13 protein-coding genes and 1 pseudogene are annotated in these 14,930 nt (G+C 70.7%); 11 read left to right on the plus strand and 3 right to left on the minus strand.

Translation table 11 applies throughout. The annotated features are described in order from the left end of the window. The 9 genes and pseudogenes from JTJ31_RS17940 to JTJ31_RS17980 all read left to right on the plus strand — a co-directional run. Positions 1-620 (plus strand): annotated as a pseudogene (locus JTJ31_RS17940) (hypothetical protein); the annotation flags it as partial. An 85-nt stretch (positions 621-705) separates the two neighbouring features. Then, positions 706-2,028 carry a Tol-Pal system beta propeller repeat protein TolB gene (gene tolB, locus JTJ31_RS17945; protein ID WP_207540109.1) on the plus strand — a complete coding sequence of 441 codons (1,323 nt, stop codon included), beginning with the start codon at positions 706-708 and terminating at the stop codon, positions 2,026-2,028. Positions 2,029-2,152: 124 nt separating this feature from the next. After that, positions 2,153-2,656 carry a peptidoglycan-associated lipoprotein Pal gene (gene pal, locus JTJ31_RS17950; protein ID WP_207540110.1) on the plus strand — a complete coding sequence of 168 codons (504 nt, stop codon included), beginning with the start codon at positions 2,153-2,155 and terminating at the stop codon, positions 2,654-2,656. A 44-nt stretch (positions 2,657-2,700) separates the two neighbouring features. Continuing rightward, positions 2,701-3,585 carry a tol-pal system YbgF family protein gene (locus JTJ31_RS17955; protein ID WP_236020411.1) on the plus strand — a complete coding sequence of 295 codons (885 nt, stop codon included), beginning with the start codon at positions 2,701-2,703 and terminating at the stop codon, positions 3,583-3,585. Further along, positions 3,576-4,817, plus strand: a complete 1,242-nt coding sequence (gene tilS / locus JTJ31_RS17960) for a tRNA lysidine(34) synthetase TilS (RefSeq protein WP_207540111.1) — start codon at positions 3,576-3,578, stop codon at positions 4,815-4,817. The genes JTJ31_RS17955 and tilS overlap by 10 nt, the downstream gene beginning before the upstream one ends. 25 nt (positions 4,818-4,842) lie before the next feature. Further along, the gene (ftsH, locus tag JTJ31_RS17965; RefSeq protein ID WP_328805771.1) at positions 4,843-6,762 is read left to right on the plus strand and encodes an ATP-dependent zinc metalloprotease FtsH; all 1,920 of its coding nucleotides are present in this window, start codon (positions 4,843-4,845) and stop codon (positions 6,760-6,762) included. Between the two features lie 60 nt (positions 6,763-6,822). Continuing rightward, entirely contained in the window at positions 6,823-7,833 is a 1,011-nt protein-coding gene (gene folP / locus JTJ31_RS17970; protein WP_207540113.1) for a dihydropteroate synthase, read from the plus strand. 48 nt (positions 7,834-7,881) lie between these two features. After that, positions 7,882-8,634 carry a DUF3750 domain-containing protein gene (locus tag JTJ31_RS17975; protein WP_207540114.1) on the plus strand — a complete coding sequence of 251 codons (753 nt, stop codon included), beginning with the start codon at positions 7,882-7,884 and terminating at the stop codon, positions 8,632-8,634. Positions 8,635-8,663: 29 nt separating this feature from the next. Beyond that, positions 8,664-8,975: a putative quinol monooxygenase gene (locus JTJ31_RS17980; RefSeq protein ID WP_207540115.1), complete on the plus strand. Its 312-nt coding sequence runs from the start codon at positions 8,664-8,666 to the stop codon at positions 8,973-8,975. Positions 8,976-9,007: 32 nt separating this feature from the next. Here JTJ31_RS17980 and lpdA read toward each other — a convergent pair whose 3' ends face one another. Further along, positions 9,008-10,399, minus strand: coding sequence for a dihydrolipoyl dehydrogenase (lpdA, locus tag JTJ31_RS17985; protein WP_207540116.1), 1,392 nt, complete (start codon positions 10,397-10,399; stop codon positions 9,008-9,010). 202 nt (positions 10,400-10,601) lie between these two features. On the opposite strand from lpdA, the gene JTJ31_RS17990 reads away from it, so the two are divergent. Beyond that, complete coding sequence (locus tag JTJ31_RS17990) at positions 10,602-11,585, plus strand: tripartite tricarboxylate transporter substrate binding protein (protein WP_207540117.1); 984 nt, start codon at positions 10,602-10,604, stop codon at positions 11,583-11,585. Between the two features lie 74 nt (positions 11,586-11,659). Then, positions 11,660-12,628, plus strand: coding sequence for a tripartite tricarboxylate transporter substrate binding protein (locus JTJ31_RS17995; RefSeq protein ID WP_207540118.1), 969 nt, complete (start codon positions 11,660-11,662; stop codon positions 12,626-12,628). A 24-nt stretch (positions 12,629-12,652) separates the two neighbouring features. Here the strand turns inward: JTJ31_RS17995 and argF are convergent, their stop codons facing one another. Together argF and JTJ31_RS18005 are read right to left on the minus strand one after the other, a co-directional pair. Beyond that, entirely contained in the window at positions 12,653-13,603 is a 951-nt protein-coding gene (gene argF / locus JTJ31_RS18000; RefSeq protein ID WP_207540119.1) for an ornithine carbamoyltransferase, read from the minus strand. Continuing rightward, positions 13,600-14,802 carry an aspartate aminotransferase family protein gene (locus JTJ31_RS18005; protein ID WP_207540223.1) on the minus strand — a complete coding sequence of 401 codons (1,203 nt, stop codon included), beginning with the start codon at positions 14,800-14,802 and terminating at the stop codon, positions 13,600-13,602. Before JTJ31_RS18005 ends, argF begins: the two co-directional genes overlap by 4 nt. Between the last annotated feature and the right edge of the window lie 128 nt (positions 14,803-14,930).

The following is a 14,930-nucleotide window of genomic DNA, read 5'->3' on the forward strand; positions in this document are numbered from 1 at the left end:
CTCCGCCGCGTCCGCAGCAGCAGGCCCAGGCGCCGACGCCGCCCGCCCCGGCGACCCCGGCCCCGCCGCGCCCGGCGCCGCCCTTGCCGCTGCCGCCGCCCCCCGTTCCGCCGCCGCCCGAGCCGGCGCAGACGCCGGGCACCGGCCAGACGCCCCCTGTCCGCAACCCGGCGGAGCGCAGCCAGTCCGTGCTGAACACGCTGGAGCGTCTGCGCGCCCAGCAGCGGCAGACGCAGCCGCCCACGTCACGCCCCAACCCCGCACCGGGCGCGCCGCAGCAGGGCGGCGGCACGCCGCAGGGCACCGGCAACCTCACCGCCAGCGAACGCGCCGGCCTTGCCGACAAGATCAGCGAATGCTGGTCGGTGGATGCGGGGGCGCCGGGGCTGAACCAGATCAGCGTGGAGCTTCGCGTCGAGGTGGATGCGGGCGGCGTGGTGCGCGTGGTGCGTCCCAATGGCAGCGCGCCCTCCGAGCCGCGCGCGCGCATGGTCTACGAGGCGGCGCGCCGTGCGCTGCTCGATCCGCGCTGCAACCCACTGCCCTTGCCGCGCGAAAGGCTCACCGCCTTGCGTGACGCCGTGTTCCGCTTCCGCCCAAGCGACCTCGGGCTGCGCTGATCCGCCATCCCATGCGCGGGCACTTGACCCCTGAGCCGCAAGGGCCAAGGTGCAGCCCGCCGAGACCACCCCGGAGAGACAAGTCGTGAGCATCCAACGCCGCCAACTCCTCGCCGCCGCAGGCGCCGCCCCGCTGCTCTCCGCTTCGGCCGCGCTGGCGCAGGGCGGCACGGTGATCGACATCACCCGCGCGCGCACGGATCCCATCCCCATCGCGATTCCCGACATGGCGGGCGGGCCGCTGGGCGCTCAGATCAGCCGCGTCATCGCCAACAATCTCCGCTCCTCCGGCCTGTTCCGTCCGGTGGAGCGCGCGGCCTTCATCCAATCGGCCGACGCGGCCGCCGCCACTCCTCGCTTCCAGGACTGGCGCGTGATCGGTGCCGTCGCGCTGGTGACCGGGCGCGTGCAGCAGGGCGGCGACGGGCTGCGCGTCGAATTCCGCCTCTGGGACGTGCTGCCGGAGCAGCAGGCGCTCGGCACGGCCTACAACGCCTCTGCCTCCAACTGGCGCCGCATCGCCCACATCATCTCCGACGACATCTACAAGCGGATGCTGGGCGAGGATGGCTACTTCAACACCCGCGTCGCCTATGTGAGCGAGACGGGGCCGCGCGACCGCCGCGTCCGTCGCCTTGCCATCATGGATCAGGACGGCGAGAACCACGCCTTCCTGACCGATGGCCGATTCCAGGCGCTGTCGCCGCGCTTCCATCCGAACGCGCAGCAGATCGCCTTCATGTCGTATGAGCGGAACGAGCCGCGCGTGTGGCTGTTCAACCTGCAATCCGGCCGGCAGGAGCCGCTGGGCAGCTTCGGCGGCATGACGCTCTCGCCGCGCTTCTCGCCGGATGGGCGTTCTGTCGTCCTTTCCGCGGTGCGGGGCGGCGATGCCAACATCTTCGTCGTGGACCTCGCCTCGCGGCGCGAGCGGCAGCTCACCGCGGCGGCTGGGCTGGACGTGTCGCCCTGCTTCTCGCCCGATGGGTCGCAGATCGTGTTCAACTCGGACCGGGGCGGCGACCAGCAGCTCTACGTCATGGACGCGGGCGGCGGCGGTGCGCGGCGCATCTCCTTCGGCAATGGGCGCTACGCGACGCCGGTCTGGTCACCGCGCGGCGACCTGATCGCCTTCACCCGCATCGCGCGCGGCCAATTCGCCATCGGCGTGATGCGCCCGGACGGCTCCGGCGAGCGCATCCTGTCCGAGGGCTGGGCGATGGAGAGCCCCACATTCGCGCCCAATGGCCGCGTGCTGATGTTCTACCGTGAAAGCCAGGCGCGCGACTCGCGAGGCGGAGGCTATTCGGCACGCCTCGCGTCCATTGACATCGCGGGTTTCAACGAGAGGCCGATTCCCACGCCCACCGACGCAACCGAGCCAAGCTGGTCTCCGTTGCTCGGATGACCAGCCTTGCGCCAAGCGGGAAGCTTCTGCCTTGATTGCGCCACGCGGCAAGGCTACCGAAGCGGGTAGGCTTGTGCGCTGCAACACGCTCTCCCAAAAGACCGGCATGGATAGGAGAAAACCCATGGCCACCACGAAGTCCTTTCTCGCCGCCGTAATGGCGGCGGGTCTCCTCGCCGCATGCTCTTCGACCGACGAGAACGCTGCTGCCACCGGCGCCGGTGCCGCCATGGCCGGCACGGGCGCGGGCGGCGGGGTGGGCAGCATCCGCCCCGGCTCGCAGGAGGATCTGGTGGCCAATGTCGGCGACCGCGTCTTCTTCGACACCGACCGCTCCTCCATCCGCGCCGACCAGCGCACCGTGCTGGAGCGCCAGGCGCGCTGGCTGAGCCAGTACCCGCAGGTGCAGGTGATGGTGGAAGGCCATGCCGACGAGCGCGGCACGCGCGAGTACAACCTCGCCCTCGGCCAGCGCCGCGCCAACTCGGCGCGCGACGTGCTGGTGGCCTCCGGCGCCTCGGGCTCGCGGGTCCAGACGATCTCCTACGGCAAGGACCGTCCGGACGCGCTGGGTTCGAGCGAGGAGGCCTGGGCCCAGAACCGCCGCGCCGTCACCGTGGTGCGCTGACCACCGGCACCTTGCCGGTGGCATGATCTGGGGGGATTGCTCCGATGGCCATGTTCCGTGCTGAAACCGGTTCCTCCCGCAAGGGAGGGACGGCTCGGCTTCTCGCCGTCGCGCTGGTCGCGGGCGGGCTGTGGGCCGCGCCCGCCGCGGCGCAGATGGACAGCCGCGAGGCGATCGCCCTGCAGAACCAGATCCTGCAGCTGCGGCAGGAGATGGAATTCCTCCGCCGCGGCGGCGCTCCCGTGGCACCGCCCATGGCCGTGCCGCGTGGCGGCCCGGTCGGCGGCGGCGAGCTGGTGAACCAGCTGCTGGAGCGCGTCTCCATCCTCGAAGAGGAGCTTCGCCGCTCCCGCGGGCGGGTGGAGGTGCTGGAGAACCAGAACCAGCGCCTGCGCGCCGATGTGGAGAAGCTTCAAGGCGACCTGGATTTCCGCCTGAGCCGCATCGAGGGCGGCGGGGGAGGGGGCTCTGCCCCGTCGGCCCCCGCGCGCCCCTCGGCTCCGGCACCTGCCGCGCCAGCGGCGCCTTCCGCCCCGCCCCCGCGCACCCCCGAGGCCGCGATCCGCGAGGGGCAGGCCGCGCTGGCCCGCCGCGACTACGCCACCGCCGAGCAGACGGCGCGCGAAGTTCTCGCCTCCCGGGCCGGTGGCGCCCAGACGGTGAACGCCCAGCTTCTGCTCGGCGAGGCCCTGGCCGGGCGGCGCGACTTCGGAAACGCCGCCATCGCCTTCAACGAGGCCTTTACGCGTTCCCGCACCGGTCCGCGCGCGCCGGAGGCGCTGCTGGGCCTTGCCAGTGCCTTCACCGGCCTGGGCTCGCGCCGGGAGGCCTGCGACACGCTGGACGACCTCCGCTCGCAGTTCCCGCGCCTGTCGGGGCCGCTGGCGGAGAGGGCGACGCAGACGCGGCAAAGGGCGCAGTGCCGCTAACCCCGATCGGGGAAGCGGAATTCGCGGCGCTGATGGCGCCGCTCGGCCCCTTCGGGCCGGTTCTGGCAGTGGGGTGCTCCGGTGGGCCGGACTCCCTGGCCCTCACCTGGCTCGCGCATCGTTGGCGGCCGGGGCAGGTCCTGGCCATGGTGGCGGATCACGGCTTGCGGCGGGAAAGCGCGGCCGAGGCGGCCGGGACGATCGCGCAGCTCCGGGGGCACGGCATCGCGACGCGGCTCCTGTCCCTTTCCCTGCCGGGCGGTGCGCGCACGCAGGAACGCGCCCGCGCCGCCCGGAGGACCGCCCTGCTCGGTGCATGCCGCGAGGAAGGGGCGCTGCACCTCCTTCTCGCGCATCACCTGGAGGACCAGCGGGAAACGCTGCTGATGCGCGCCCTGGCCGGAAGCGGGGCCTGGGGCCTGGGCGGCATGGCGTCCGCCCAGCCCACCAGCGAGGCCCTGGTGCTGCGCCCCTTGCTGGAGCTGGTGCGCGACAGGCTGCGCGCGACCTGCGAAGCGGCGGGGCTGGTGCCGGTGGAGGACCCGTCCAACCGCAATCGGCGCTTCCTGCGCGCCCGGTTGCGTGAGGCTCCGTCTGGCCTCGACCCCGCGCCCTTCTCCCGGCGCCGATCCAGGATGGCGCGGGAAGTGGCCGAGCGCCTCGCGGTGGCGGTGGCGCTTCTGCCGGAAGGCTGCGCGCGCCTCGACTTTATGGCTCTGGGGAATGATGCGGTGGCGGCGCTGGCCCTGGCGCGGCTGGTGCAGGCCGTGGGGGGCGGAGCGCACCCACCCGCACCCTCTGCCCTCCGACGCCTGCTGAATGCGAGGGAAGGGAGCCTGGGCGGGACGATGCTGCGGCGGGATGGCTGGCTGCTGCGCGAGGCCCCGGCCCCGCCCGTCCCGGCCGAAGCGGGCGCGCTCTGGGACGGGCGCTTCCGGCTTGGCGCGGCCGCGCCGGGTCTCTCCCTCGGTGCGCTGGGCGCCGATGCGGCCCGGTTCCGTGCGGCGCGGCGCGACTTGCCCGCCCGCGCCCTCCAGGCCCTGCCGGCTCTTCGGGACGGAGAGGGGCGGCTGGTGGCGGCCCCACATGTCCAGTTTTCGGTCCAACCCTCGGGCAGCCTGCATCCGCTGCGCTTCGCGCCGCGTTCCGGTCCGGTCACGGAATGTTTTAGGCCGGTCCAAACCCCGTGCCAAAACGCCCTGGACTTCCTATGTTCACGGAAACCCGGCTGATGGCCGGCGAAGGGGAATGCGCAACGTGAGCAATTTCGGCCGCAACCTGGCCCTTTGGGTGATCGTGGCGCTGCTTCTGGTGGCCTTGTTCAACCTGTTCCAGCCCTCGGGCACGAGCAGCCGGTCCCAGATGCAGGTGGCCTATAGCGACTTCCTGAACGAAGTGAATTCCGGCCATGTCCGTGACGTGGTGATCCAGGGCCGCACTGTCGTCGGGCAGCTTTCCGATGGGCGCAGCTTCAGCACCTACACGCCGGAGGATCCGGCGCTGGTGTCCCGCCTGACCGAGCGCGGCGTGCGCGTGGTGGCGCGGCCGGAGGAAAGCGAGGTCAACCCGCTCTTCCAGATCCTGATCTCCTGGTTCCCGATGCTGCTGCTGATCGGCGTCTGGATCTTCTTCATGCGCCAGATGCAGGGCGGCGGCGGCCGGGCCATGGGCTTCGGCAAGAGCCGCGCCAAGCTGCTGACGGAGAAGCATGGCCGCGTCACCTTCGACGACGTGGCCGGCATCGACGAGGCGAAGGGCGAGCTGGAGGAGATCGTGGACTTCCTGCGCGACCCGCAGAAGTTCCAGCGCCTGGGTGGCAAGATCCCCAAGGGCGTGCTGCTGGTCGGCCCGCCGGGCACCGGCAAAACGCTGCTGGCGCGCTCCATCGCCGGCGAGGCGAATGTTCCCTTCTTCACCATTTCCGGCTCCGACTTCGTCGAGATGTTCGTGGGCGTCGGCGCCAGCCGCGTGCGCGACATGTTCGAGCAGGGCAAGAAGAACGCCCCCTGCCTGATCTTCATCGACGAGATCGACGCGGTGGGCCGCCACCGTGGCGCCGGGCTGGGCGGCGGCAATGACGAGCGCGAGCAGACGCTGAACCAGATGCTCGTCGAGATGGACGGCTTCGAGAGCAACGAGGGCGTCATCATCATCGCCGCGACCAACCGGCCGGACGTGCTGGACCCGGCGCTGCTGCGCCCCGGCCGCTTCGACCGGCAGGTGGTGGTGCCGAACCCCGACGTGGTGGGCCGCGAGAAGATCCTGCGCGTGCATATGCGGAAGGTTCCACTGGCCTCCGACGTGGAGCCCAAGACCATCGCCCGCGGCACGCCCGGCTTCTCCGGCGCCGACCTCGCCAACCTCGTGAACGAGGCGGCGCTGCTCGCCGCGCGCTCCGGCCGCCGCACCGTCGGCATGGCGGAGTTCGAGGCGGCGAAGGACAAGGTGATGATGGGCGCCGAGCGCCGCTCGCTCGTCATGTCCGACGACGAGAAGCGCATGACCGCGTACCACGAGGCGGGCCACGCCCTCGTCGCCATGCATGAGGAGGAGTGCGACCCGGTTCACAAGGCCACGATCATCCCGCGCGGCCGGGCGCTTGGCCTCGTGATGTCGCTGCCGGCGGGCGACCGCTACAGCAAGCACAAGTCCAAGATGCATGCTGAGCTGGCGATGGCGATGGGCGGCCGCGTGGCGGAGGAGATCGTCTTCGGCCCCGACAAGGTGAGCAACGGCGCCTCGGGCGACATCAAGATGGCGACCAACCAGGCGCGCATGATGGTCACCGAGTGGGGTATGAGCGACAAGCTTGGCATGGTCGCCTATGGCGAGAACAGCCAGGAGGTCTTCCTCGGCCATTCCGTCACCCAGTCGAAGAACCTGTCGGAGGAGACGGCGCGGCTGATCGACGCCGAGATCCGCGGGATCATTGACAACGCCTATGCCCGGGCCAAGCGCATCCTCACCGAGAACCGCGAGGAGCTGGAGCGGCTGGCCAAGGGGCTGCTGGAATACGAGACGCTTTCGGGCGACGAGATCCGGCAGGTGCTGCGCGGCGAGCCGGTGGTGCGGAACCGTCCGGACGAGCCGGCTTCCTCGGGCCGCGGCAGCGTGCCCTCCTCGGGGCGCAATCCGCGCCCGGATGCGGGCGGCTTCAGCCCGCAGCCGGCCGGCTGATCCTGGCCTTCGGTTGAACTTCAGCGGCGCGCTTCGGCGCGCCGCTTTCATGTCGGGGGGATGGTGGAGTTCTTTGAGCCGCTGGGATTGCTGGACGGGCCCGTGGGCTTCGCCGCCATCCGTGACGGGCTGGCCCTGCCGCTGCAGGGCGGACCGCTTGCCTTCACCTTGCTGCGCGATGGGGCGGGCCAATGGCGCGCCCTGGAGGATGCGCCCGAGGCGCTGACCCGTGCGCCCGCCCCCTTTGCCCGGCTGGAGCGGCACCGCGCCCGCCCCCTCGTCATGGGCATCGTGAACTGCACGCCGGACAGCTTCTCGGGCGACGGGCTCGGCGACCTTCACGGCGCCGCCATCGCCCAGGGCGTGGCAATGCTGGAGGCCGGAGCCGACCTGTTGGACATCGGCGGCGAAAGCACCCGTCCGGGCGCAGAGCCTGTATCTCACGAGGAGGAGATCGCCCGCATCCTCCCGGTGGTGCGGGAACTGGCGCGGCTCGCCCCCGTCTCGCTGGACACGCGCAACGCCCGCACCATGGCGGCGGGGCTGGAGGCCGGGGCGGCGATCATCAACGACGTCAGCGCCCTGCGCCACGATGGGGACGCACTGCGCGTCATCGCCCAGGCGCGCTGCCCCGTGGTGCTGATGCATGCCCGCACCACCGACCCCCGCACCATGCAGCGCGACGTCGCCTATGCCGACGCGGCACTGGAGGTAGCGCGCTTCCTCGAAGGCCGCGTGGCGACGATCGAGCGCCTGGGCATTCCACGCTCGCGCATTGCGGTGGATCCGGGGATTGGCTTTGGCAAGCGGGTGCAGGACAACCTCGACGTGGTGACGCGCCTGCCGCTCCTCGCGTCCATCGGCTGCACCATCCTGGTCGGCGCCAGCCGCAAGGGCTTCGTCGGCAAGGTGACGGGGGTGGAGGAGGCGGGGCGCCGCGTCATGGGCAGCGTCGCCCTGGCGCTGGAAGCGGCGGCGCGCGGTGCGCATGTGGTGCGGGTGCATGACGTGGCGGCGACGGTGCAGGCGCTAAAGATGCAGGAAGCGGTGCGCGCCGGCTTGGAGGCGTGACCGCGGGGCTTGCACGAAGCCACGAGACGCCAAACATCAGGCGGGACGATGTCCCTCCCCAAGCTCGGGCTGCTGCTCTTCGCCCTCTTCTTCCTCCTGCCCATTGCGGTCTCGGCCCTGCTGCACCAGCGCAGCGGGATCGGTGCCGGCTGGGCCATGGCAGACCGCTCCAGCGCCGGGCTGCTGCCCGACCCGGCGCTGCACCGGGACGCAGTGGTGCGCGTGCTCGCGGCCCCCACCGTGCGCTGGCGCGGCGTCGTTGCCGTGCATTCCTGGATCGTCCTGAAGGCCGAGGGCGCGCCGCGCTATACGCGCTACGACTACACCGCCTGGGGCGACCCGATCCGCGTGGATGGGTTCGCGCCCGATGGGCGCTGGTTCGGCCGCGCGCCGGAACTGGTCTTCGCCGCCGATGGCGCGGAGGCCGAGGCGATGATCCCGCGCCTGCGTGCCGCCATCGAGTCCTACGCTTGGCGCAACCGCGGCGATTACCGGGCCTGGCCCGGCCCCAACTCCAACACCTTCGTCCAGGCAGTGATGGACGCCGTGCCGGAGGCGGGGGTGGTGCTGCCCCCCAACGCCATCGGCAAGGATTTCCCGCATGACGGGCGCTGGCTGCGCCTGACCCCTTCCGGGTTGCGGCTCAGCCTTGGCGGCTATGCCGGGCTGGCCCTGGGCTGGGTCGAGGGGTTGGAGGTGAACTTCCTCGGCGCGGTGGCGGGGCTGGATTGGCGCCGCCCGGCGTTGAAGCTTCCCGGGCTGGGGCGGCTCGGTCTGGCCGCGGCGTCGGACGGGGCATAGGCTGCCTCCTCCACAACGAGGGGGAAACCATGATCCACGTCCTGGCCATCATCACCGCCAAGCCTGGCATGCGCGATGCGGTGCTGACCGAGTTCCGCGCCAACATGCCCGCCGTCCATGCCGAGCAGGGCTGCATTGAATACGGCCCCGCCGTGGATGCCGAGGGCTTCGGCAAGGTGCAGACCCCCTTCGGCCCCGACAGCTTCGTCGTGATCGAGAAGTGGGAAAGCCCGGAGGCGCTGAAGGCCCATTCGGCGGCCCCGCACATGGCCGCCTATGCCGCGCGCACCCGCGAGATGATCGCGAGCCGCGTCATCCATATCCTGAGCCCGGCGGGCTGACAGGGAAGGGGGCCTCCAGGCCCCCGCGCCCTTCAGATGTGCAGCGGGCGCCCGTCCACGGCCAGCGCCGCTTCCTTCACTGCCTCGCTCAGCGAGGGGTGGGCGTGGCTGGTGCGGGCCACGTCCTCGGCGCTGGCGCCGAACTCGATGGCCAGCGCCAGCTCCGCGATCAGCGTGCCGGCATCCGGCCCGATGATGTGGGCGCCCAGCAGCCGGTCGGTCTTGTCGTCGGCCAGCAGCTTCACGAACCCGTCCACGTCGCCCATGGCGCGGGCGCGGCCATTGGCGGTGAAGGGGAACTTGCCGACGCGGTAGCCCTGGCCGCGCGCCTTCAGCTGCTCCTCCGTCTCGCCGACCGAGGCGACCTCGGGCCAGGTGTAGACCACGCCGGGGATGGCGCCGTAATTCACGTGGGGCTTCTGCCCGGCCAGCTGCTCAGCCAGGGCGACGCCCTCCTCCTCGGCCTTGTGGGCCAGCATCGGGCCGACGATGACATCGCCGATGGCCCAGATGCCCGGGACGTTGGTGGCGAAATGCCCGTCCGTCTTCACGCGGCCGCGCTCATCCAGCTCGACGCCCACTTCCTTCAGGCCAAGGCTCTCGACATAGGGGCGGCGGCCGATGGCCAGCAGCACCACGTCGCAGCGCAGCGTCTCCGCCTCGCCGCCCGCGGCCGGCTCCAGCGTCAGCTCCACGCCGGAATTGTCCAGCTTGGCGCCCGTCACCTTGGTTTTGAGGCGGAACTTCATGCCCTGCTTGCCGAGGATGCGCTCGAAGGCCTTGCCGACCTCGCCATCCATGCCTGGGACGAGCCGGTCCAGGAATTCCACCACCGTCACCTCGGCGCCCAGGCGGCGCCAGACGCTGCCCAGTTCCAGCCCGATATAGCCGCCGCCGATCACCACGAGGTGGCCAGGCACCTTGTCCAGCTCCAGCCCGCCCGTGGAGGTGACGACGCGCTGCTCGTCCACCTCGACGCCGGGAAGGGGGATGCTCTCGCTGCCCGTGGCGATGACGATGTGCTTGGCCGCGTATTCCTCGCCGTTCACGGCGACCTTGCCGGGGGCGGTGATCCGCCCCTCGCCCTTCAGCCAGGTGACTTTGTGCTTGCGGAACAGGAACTCGATGCCCTTGACGTTGGAGGACACGACCTCCCCCTTGCGGGCCTGCATCCGCGCGAGGTCCAGCCCGACGGATCCGACCTGCACGCCATGGTCGGCCAGCTTGTGCTTCGCCTCCTCGAAATGCTCGGAGGATTGCAGCAGTGCCTTGGAAGGGATGCAGCCGACGTTCAGGCAGGTGCCGCCCAGCGTCGCGCGCTTCTCCACGCAGGCCACCTTCATGCCGAGCTGCGCGGCGCGAATGGCGCAGACATAGCCGCCGGGACCGGCGCCGATGACGATGACGTCGAAACTGTCGGACATGGAATTCCTCACGCGTGGGCCCACGGCTCTTAGCCCATGCGGGGAATCGCGCCAATCGCGAGGCCAGGAATGGTCCTTCCCACGCGCTCCGGGATGGGGATGCAGCGCCGAAACCGCTTTGCATTCCCCGCGCAACCGTGGCCAAATCGGGAGATGACGGCGCCGCAAGATGCGCCGGAAAATGTCTACGGAGGTTTGTCCAATGTCACGGCTGACTCGCCGCTCTGCCCTTGCGTCGCTGGGCATCATGGGGGGCGCGTCCACGCTCCCGCTGCCCGCGCTGGGCCAGTCTCGTTATCCCGAGCGTCCGATCCGCCTGATCGTTCCCTGGCCGCCCGGTGGCTCCGCCGACGCCCAGCTTCGCTCCCTCGGTGAGTTGGCGGGCCGCGCCCTGGGCCAGCCTGTGGTGATCGAGAACCGGCCCGGCGCCGGCGGCACGTTGCACGCCATCCATCTGGCGCGCGAGGCCCGGCCCGATGGCTACACGCTGGGGCAGATGCACCTGTCCATCGTCCGGCGACCCTTCCTGGTCAGCCGCCCGCAATGGGATGCGACGACGGATTTCACCCACATCATCGGCCTGACGGGCTGGCTCTTCGGCATGGCGGTGCCGGCCAACAGCCCGTTCCGCACCTACCGGGACATGATCGCCTACGCCAAGGCCAATCCGGGCCGGGTCACCTATTCCACTTCCGGCATCGCCACCACGAACCACCTTGCCATGGAGGACATCGCGCTGCGCGAGGGGGTGGAACTCCTTCACGTGCCGTTCCGTGGCTCGAACGAGGGTGTGACGGCGGCGCTGGGTGGGCAGGTTCACATGGTCGCCGACAGCTCGGCCTGGGCGCCGCAGGTGGAGGCGGGCTCGATGCGCCTGCTTTCCGTCTGGAGCGCGGAGCGCGCCCCGCGCTTCCCCGACGTGCCCACGCTGAAGGAGCTGGGCCACGACATCGTGGTGACCAGCAATTACGGCATCAGCGGCCCGCCGCGCATGGATGCCGGGGTCGTTAAGGTGCTGCACGACACCTTCCGCACGGCGCTGATGAGCGAAGAGAACACCCGCGTCCGCAACCAGTTCGACATGCCGCTCGTCTATTTCAGCACGGAGGAATACCAAGACTTCATCGTGCGCCGCGCCGCGTGGGAGCGCGACATGGTGACCCGCCTGGGCATCAAGATGGAGTAGGCTGCGAAACGCACACGCAGGACGAGGGCGCCACGGCCGAAAAGGCCGGGCGCGTGCAGGGAGGTTTCACGAGAATGACCACGAGACGCCGCGCGCTGCTGGGCGCGCTCGCCGCCGCGCCGCTGGCCACGCCGGCCTTCGGCCAGGCGCGCTTTCCCAACCGCCCCATCCGCTTCATGATCCCCTGGCCGCCTGGGGGCAGCCTGGACGCGCTGCACCGCGCGATGTTCGAGGTGTTCCAGAAGGACACCGGCCAGCCGGTGATAATCGAGAACATGCCGGGCGCCCGTGGCACCCGCGCCGCGATCTTCCTGATCCAGCAGGCGCGGCCCGACGGCTACACCCTGGCGCACCACCACCTGTCCATCCTGCGCCACCCCTACCTGACGCGGGCGCAGACCTGGGACCCGGTGAACGACTTCTCCTACATCATGCAGCTGACGGGCTTCACCTTCGGCACGGTGGTCCGGGCCGACAGCCCCTTCCGCACCTGGCAAGACATGATGGCCCACGCCAAGGCCAATCCGGGGCGGCTGACCTATTCCACCTCCGGCATCGCCACCACCAACCACATCGCCAAGGAGGACATCCTGGCGCGGGAGGGCGCGCGGATGGAGCACATCCCGATGCGCGGCGCGCAGGAGGGGGTGACGGCGCTGCTCGGCCGGCAGATCGACATGATCAGCGACGCCCAGGCCTGGCGCCCCCAGGTGGAGAATGGCGATTTCCGCCTCCTCGCCGCCTGGACGCCGACGCGCCTCGCCAGCGCGCCCAATGCGCCGACCCTGCGGGAACTGGGCTACGGCATGAGCGTGACCAGCCCCTATGGCATCGCCGGCCCGAAGGGGATGGACCCCGAGATCGTCGACCGGCTGCACAGGCTGTTCAAGAAGGCCATGGAGGACGAGACCTCGCAGGCGATCATGAATCGCTGGGAGATGCCGCGCGAGTATCTCGGCCCCGCGGAATACCTGGCCTTCGCGCGGGAGCGGATCATCTATGAGCAGGAGATGGTGCGGCGCCTGAACCTCAGCATCGACTGAGGCGCCGCGAGAACGGGCTGGCCGTCAGGCCAGCCCCATCGCCCAAAGCAGGATGCCCTTCTGCGCGTGCAGGCGGTTCTCCGCCTCGTCGAACACGACGCTCTGCGGGCCGTCCATCACCTCGTCCGTGATCTCCTCGCCGCGATGGGCGGGCAGGCAATGCATCACGATGGCGTCGGGCGCGGCCTGGCGCAGCAGCGCGGAATTGAGTTGGTAGGGCGCGAGGAGGTTGTGGCGGTTCTGGCCCTCGGCCGTCTTCTCGTCGCTCATCGAGATCCAGCAATCCGTCACCACGGCGCGGGCGTCGCGCACGGCGGCGACCGGGTCATCCGTCAGCTCAATCCGCGCGCCCTCGCGCCGCGCCCAGGCGAGGAGTTCCGCGGGCGGGCGCAGGATTTCCGGCGTGGCGACGCGGAGAGTGAAGTCGAAGCGCGCCGCAGCCTGGATGAAGCTCTGCGCCACGTTGTTGCCGTCGCCGGTCCAGGCCACGACCTGCCCGGCGATGGGGCCGCGATGCTCCTCGAAGGTCATCACGTCGGCCATCAGCTGGCAGGGGTGGGAGATGTTGGTGAGGCCATTGATGACCGGGATGGTGGCATGCTGGGCCAGTTCCCGGATGTTGGACACGTCCGAGGTGCGGAGCATGATCGCGTCCACGTAGCGCGACAGGACGCGTGCCGTGTCCTTCACGCTCTCGCCGCGGTTCAGCTGGATCTCCTTGGCGGTCAGCACCAGCGGCTCGCCGCCCAGTTGCCGGATCCCCACCTCGAAGGAGACGCGGGTGCGGGTGGAGGGAAGCTCGAAGATCATGGCGACGGTCTTGCCCGCCAGCGGCTTGCCGCTGATCTCGCCACGCTTCGCCCGCTTGCCGAGTTCCAGCATGTGCCGGAGGGTCGGCCCGTCCAGGTCCATCAATTCAAGGAAGTGGCGCGGCGCGCCACCTCCGGTTTCGACCGTCTTCAAGGCTGCGCTCACTTCGCCGCCTCCTGCGACGCAGAAGGCGTCATGCGGCGGCAGGCGCGGTCCAGCATCTCCAGCGCCTGATCGACTTCCGCCTCGGTGATGATGAGGGGAGGGGCCACGCGCAGCACGTTCTGCCCGGCCGCCACGGTCAGCAGCCCCTCGGCCACGCAGGCCGCCTGCATCTCCGTGTTGGCGATGCCGGGGCGGAGCTGCAGCCCGATCAGCAGGCCGGCGCCGCGCACGCCCTCGGCCACGGTGGGGTGACGCTCGGCCAGGGCAGCGAAGCCGCGCCACAAATAGCGCGCCACGCGGTCCACCTGATCGAGGAAGCCCGGGGCCAGCACCACGTCCAGCACGGCGTTGCCGGCCGTACAGGCCAGCGGGCTGCCGCCATAGGTGGTGCCATGGGTGCCGGGCTTAAGGTGCTGCGCCACCTTCTCCTTGGCCAGGATGGCGCCGAGCGGGAAGCCGCCGCCGATGCCCTTGGCCGCCGACATCACGTCCGGCTCGATCCCGGCCCATTGATGCGCCCAGAGCTTGCCGGAACGGCCCATGCCGGTCTGGACCTCGTCCAGGGCCAGCAGCAGGCCGAACTCGTCGCAGACGGCGCGGAGCTCGCGTAGGAAGCGCAGATCGGCCGGGCGGACGCCGCCCTCGCCCTGGATGGGCTCGATCATGATGCCAGCCGTCTCGGGCGTGATTGCGTCGCGGACAGCGTTCATGTTGCCGAAGGGCAGATGCTCGAAGCCCTGCACCGGCGGGCCGAAGCCGGCGAGGTACTTCTCGTTGCCCGTGGCGGCCAGCATGGCGAGGGTGCGGCCGTGGAAGGCGCCCTCGAAGCAGAGCATGCGGAAGCGCTCGGGCTGGCCGTTCTCGGCGTGGTACTTCCGCACGGCCTTGACCATGCCTTCATTGGCCTCGGCGCCCGAGTTGCAGAAGAACACCGAGTCCGCGAAGGAGGCCTCTACGTGGCGCCGCGCCAGTTCCTCGGCCTGCGGCACGCGGTAGAGGTTGGAGACGTGCATCACCTTCGCCGCCTGCTCCGCGATGGCGCGGACGAGGTGCGGGTGGCCGTGGCCGAGGCTGCTGGTGGCGATGCCGGAGCCGAAATCCAGGAATCGTCGCCCGTCCACCGTCCACAGCCAGGCGCCTTCGCCCCGCTCGAAAGCGAGGTCGGCACGGTTGTAGGTGGGCATCAGGGCGGGGATCACGTGGCTGCGCTCCTCTTCATGCGCGATCAGCCCCGGGCGCGGCTGCGCGCGGGGGAAGCCGTCAGGATGCCCGAAATCCGTCCCGGCGCAAGGCGGAACTGCCATGCGCCCTGCGCCGGTCTGCCGGG

Source organism: Sabulicella rubraurantiaca (assembly GCF_017355885.1).
Classification (GTDB): Bacteria; Pseudomonadota; Alphaproteobacteria; order Acetobacterales; family Acetobacteraceae; genus Roseococcus; species Roseococcus rubraurantiacus.

What these genes read in the sequence shown, in the direction of transcription:
- pal (WP_207540110.1), top strand. Translation starts at nt 2,153, where the DNA reads ATGGCCACCACGAAGTCCTTTCTCGCCGCCGTAATGGCGGCGGGTCTC.
- JTJ31_RS17955 (WP_236020411.1), top strand. Translation starts at nt 2,701, where the DNA reads ATGGCCATGTTCCGTGCTGAAACCGGTTCCTCCCGCAAGGGAGGGACG.
- folP (WP_207540113.1), top strand. Translation starts at nt 6,823, where the DNA reads ATGGTGGAGTTCTTTGAGCCGCTGGGATTGCTGGACGGGCCCGTGGGC.
- JTJ31_RS17975 (WP_207540114.1), top strand. Translation starts at nt 7,882, where the DNA reads ATGTCCCTCCCCAAGCTCGGGCTGCTGCTCTTCGCCCTCTTCTTCCTC.
- JTJ31_RS17980 (WP_207540115.1), top strand. Translation starts at nt 8,664, where the DNA reads ATGATCCACGTCCTGGCCATCATCACCGCCAAGCCTGGCATGCGCGAT.
- lpdA (WP_207540116.1), bottom strand. Translation starts at nt 10,399, where the DNA reads ATGTCCGACAGTTTCGACGTCATCGTCATCGGCGCCGGTCCCGGCGGC.
- JTJ31_RS17990 (WP_207540117.1), top strand. Translation starts at nt 10,602, where the DNA reads ATGTCACGGCTGACTCGCCGCTCTGCCCTTGCGTCGCTGGGCATCATG.
- JTJ31_RS17995 (WP_207540118.1), top strand. Translation starts at nt 11,660, where the DNA reads ATGACCACGAGACGCCGCGCGCTGCTGGGCGCGCTCGCCGCCGCGCCG.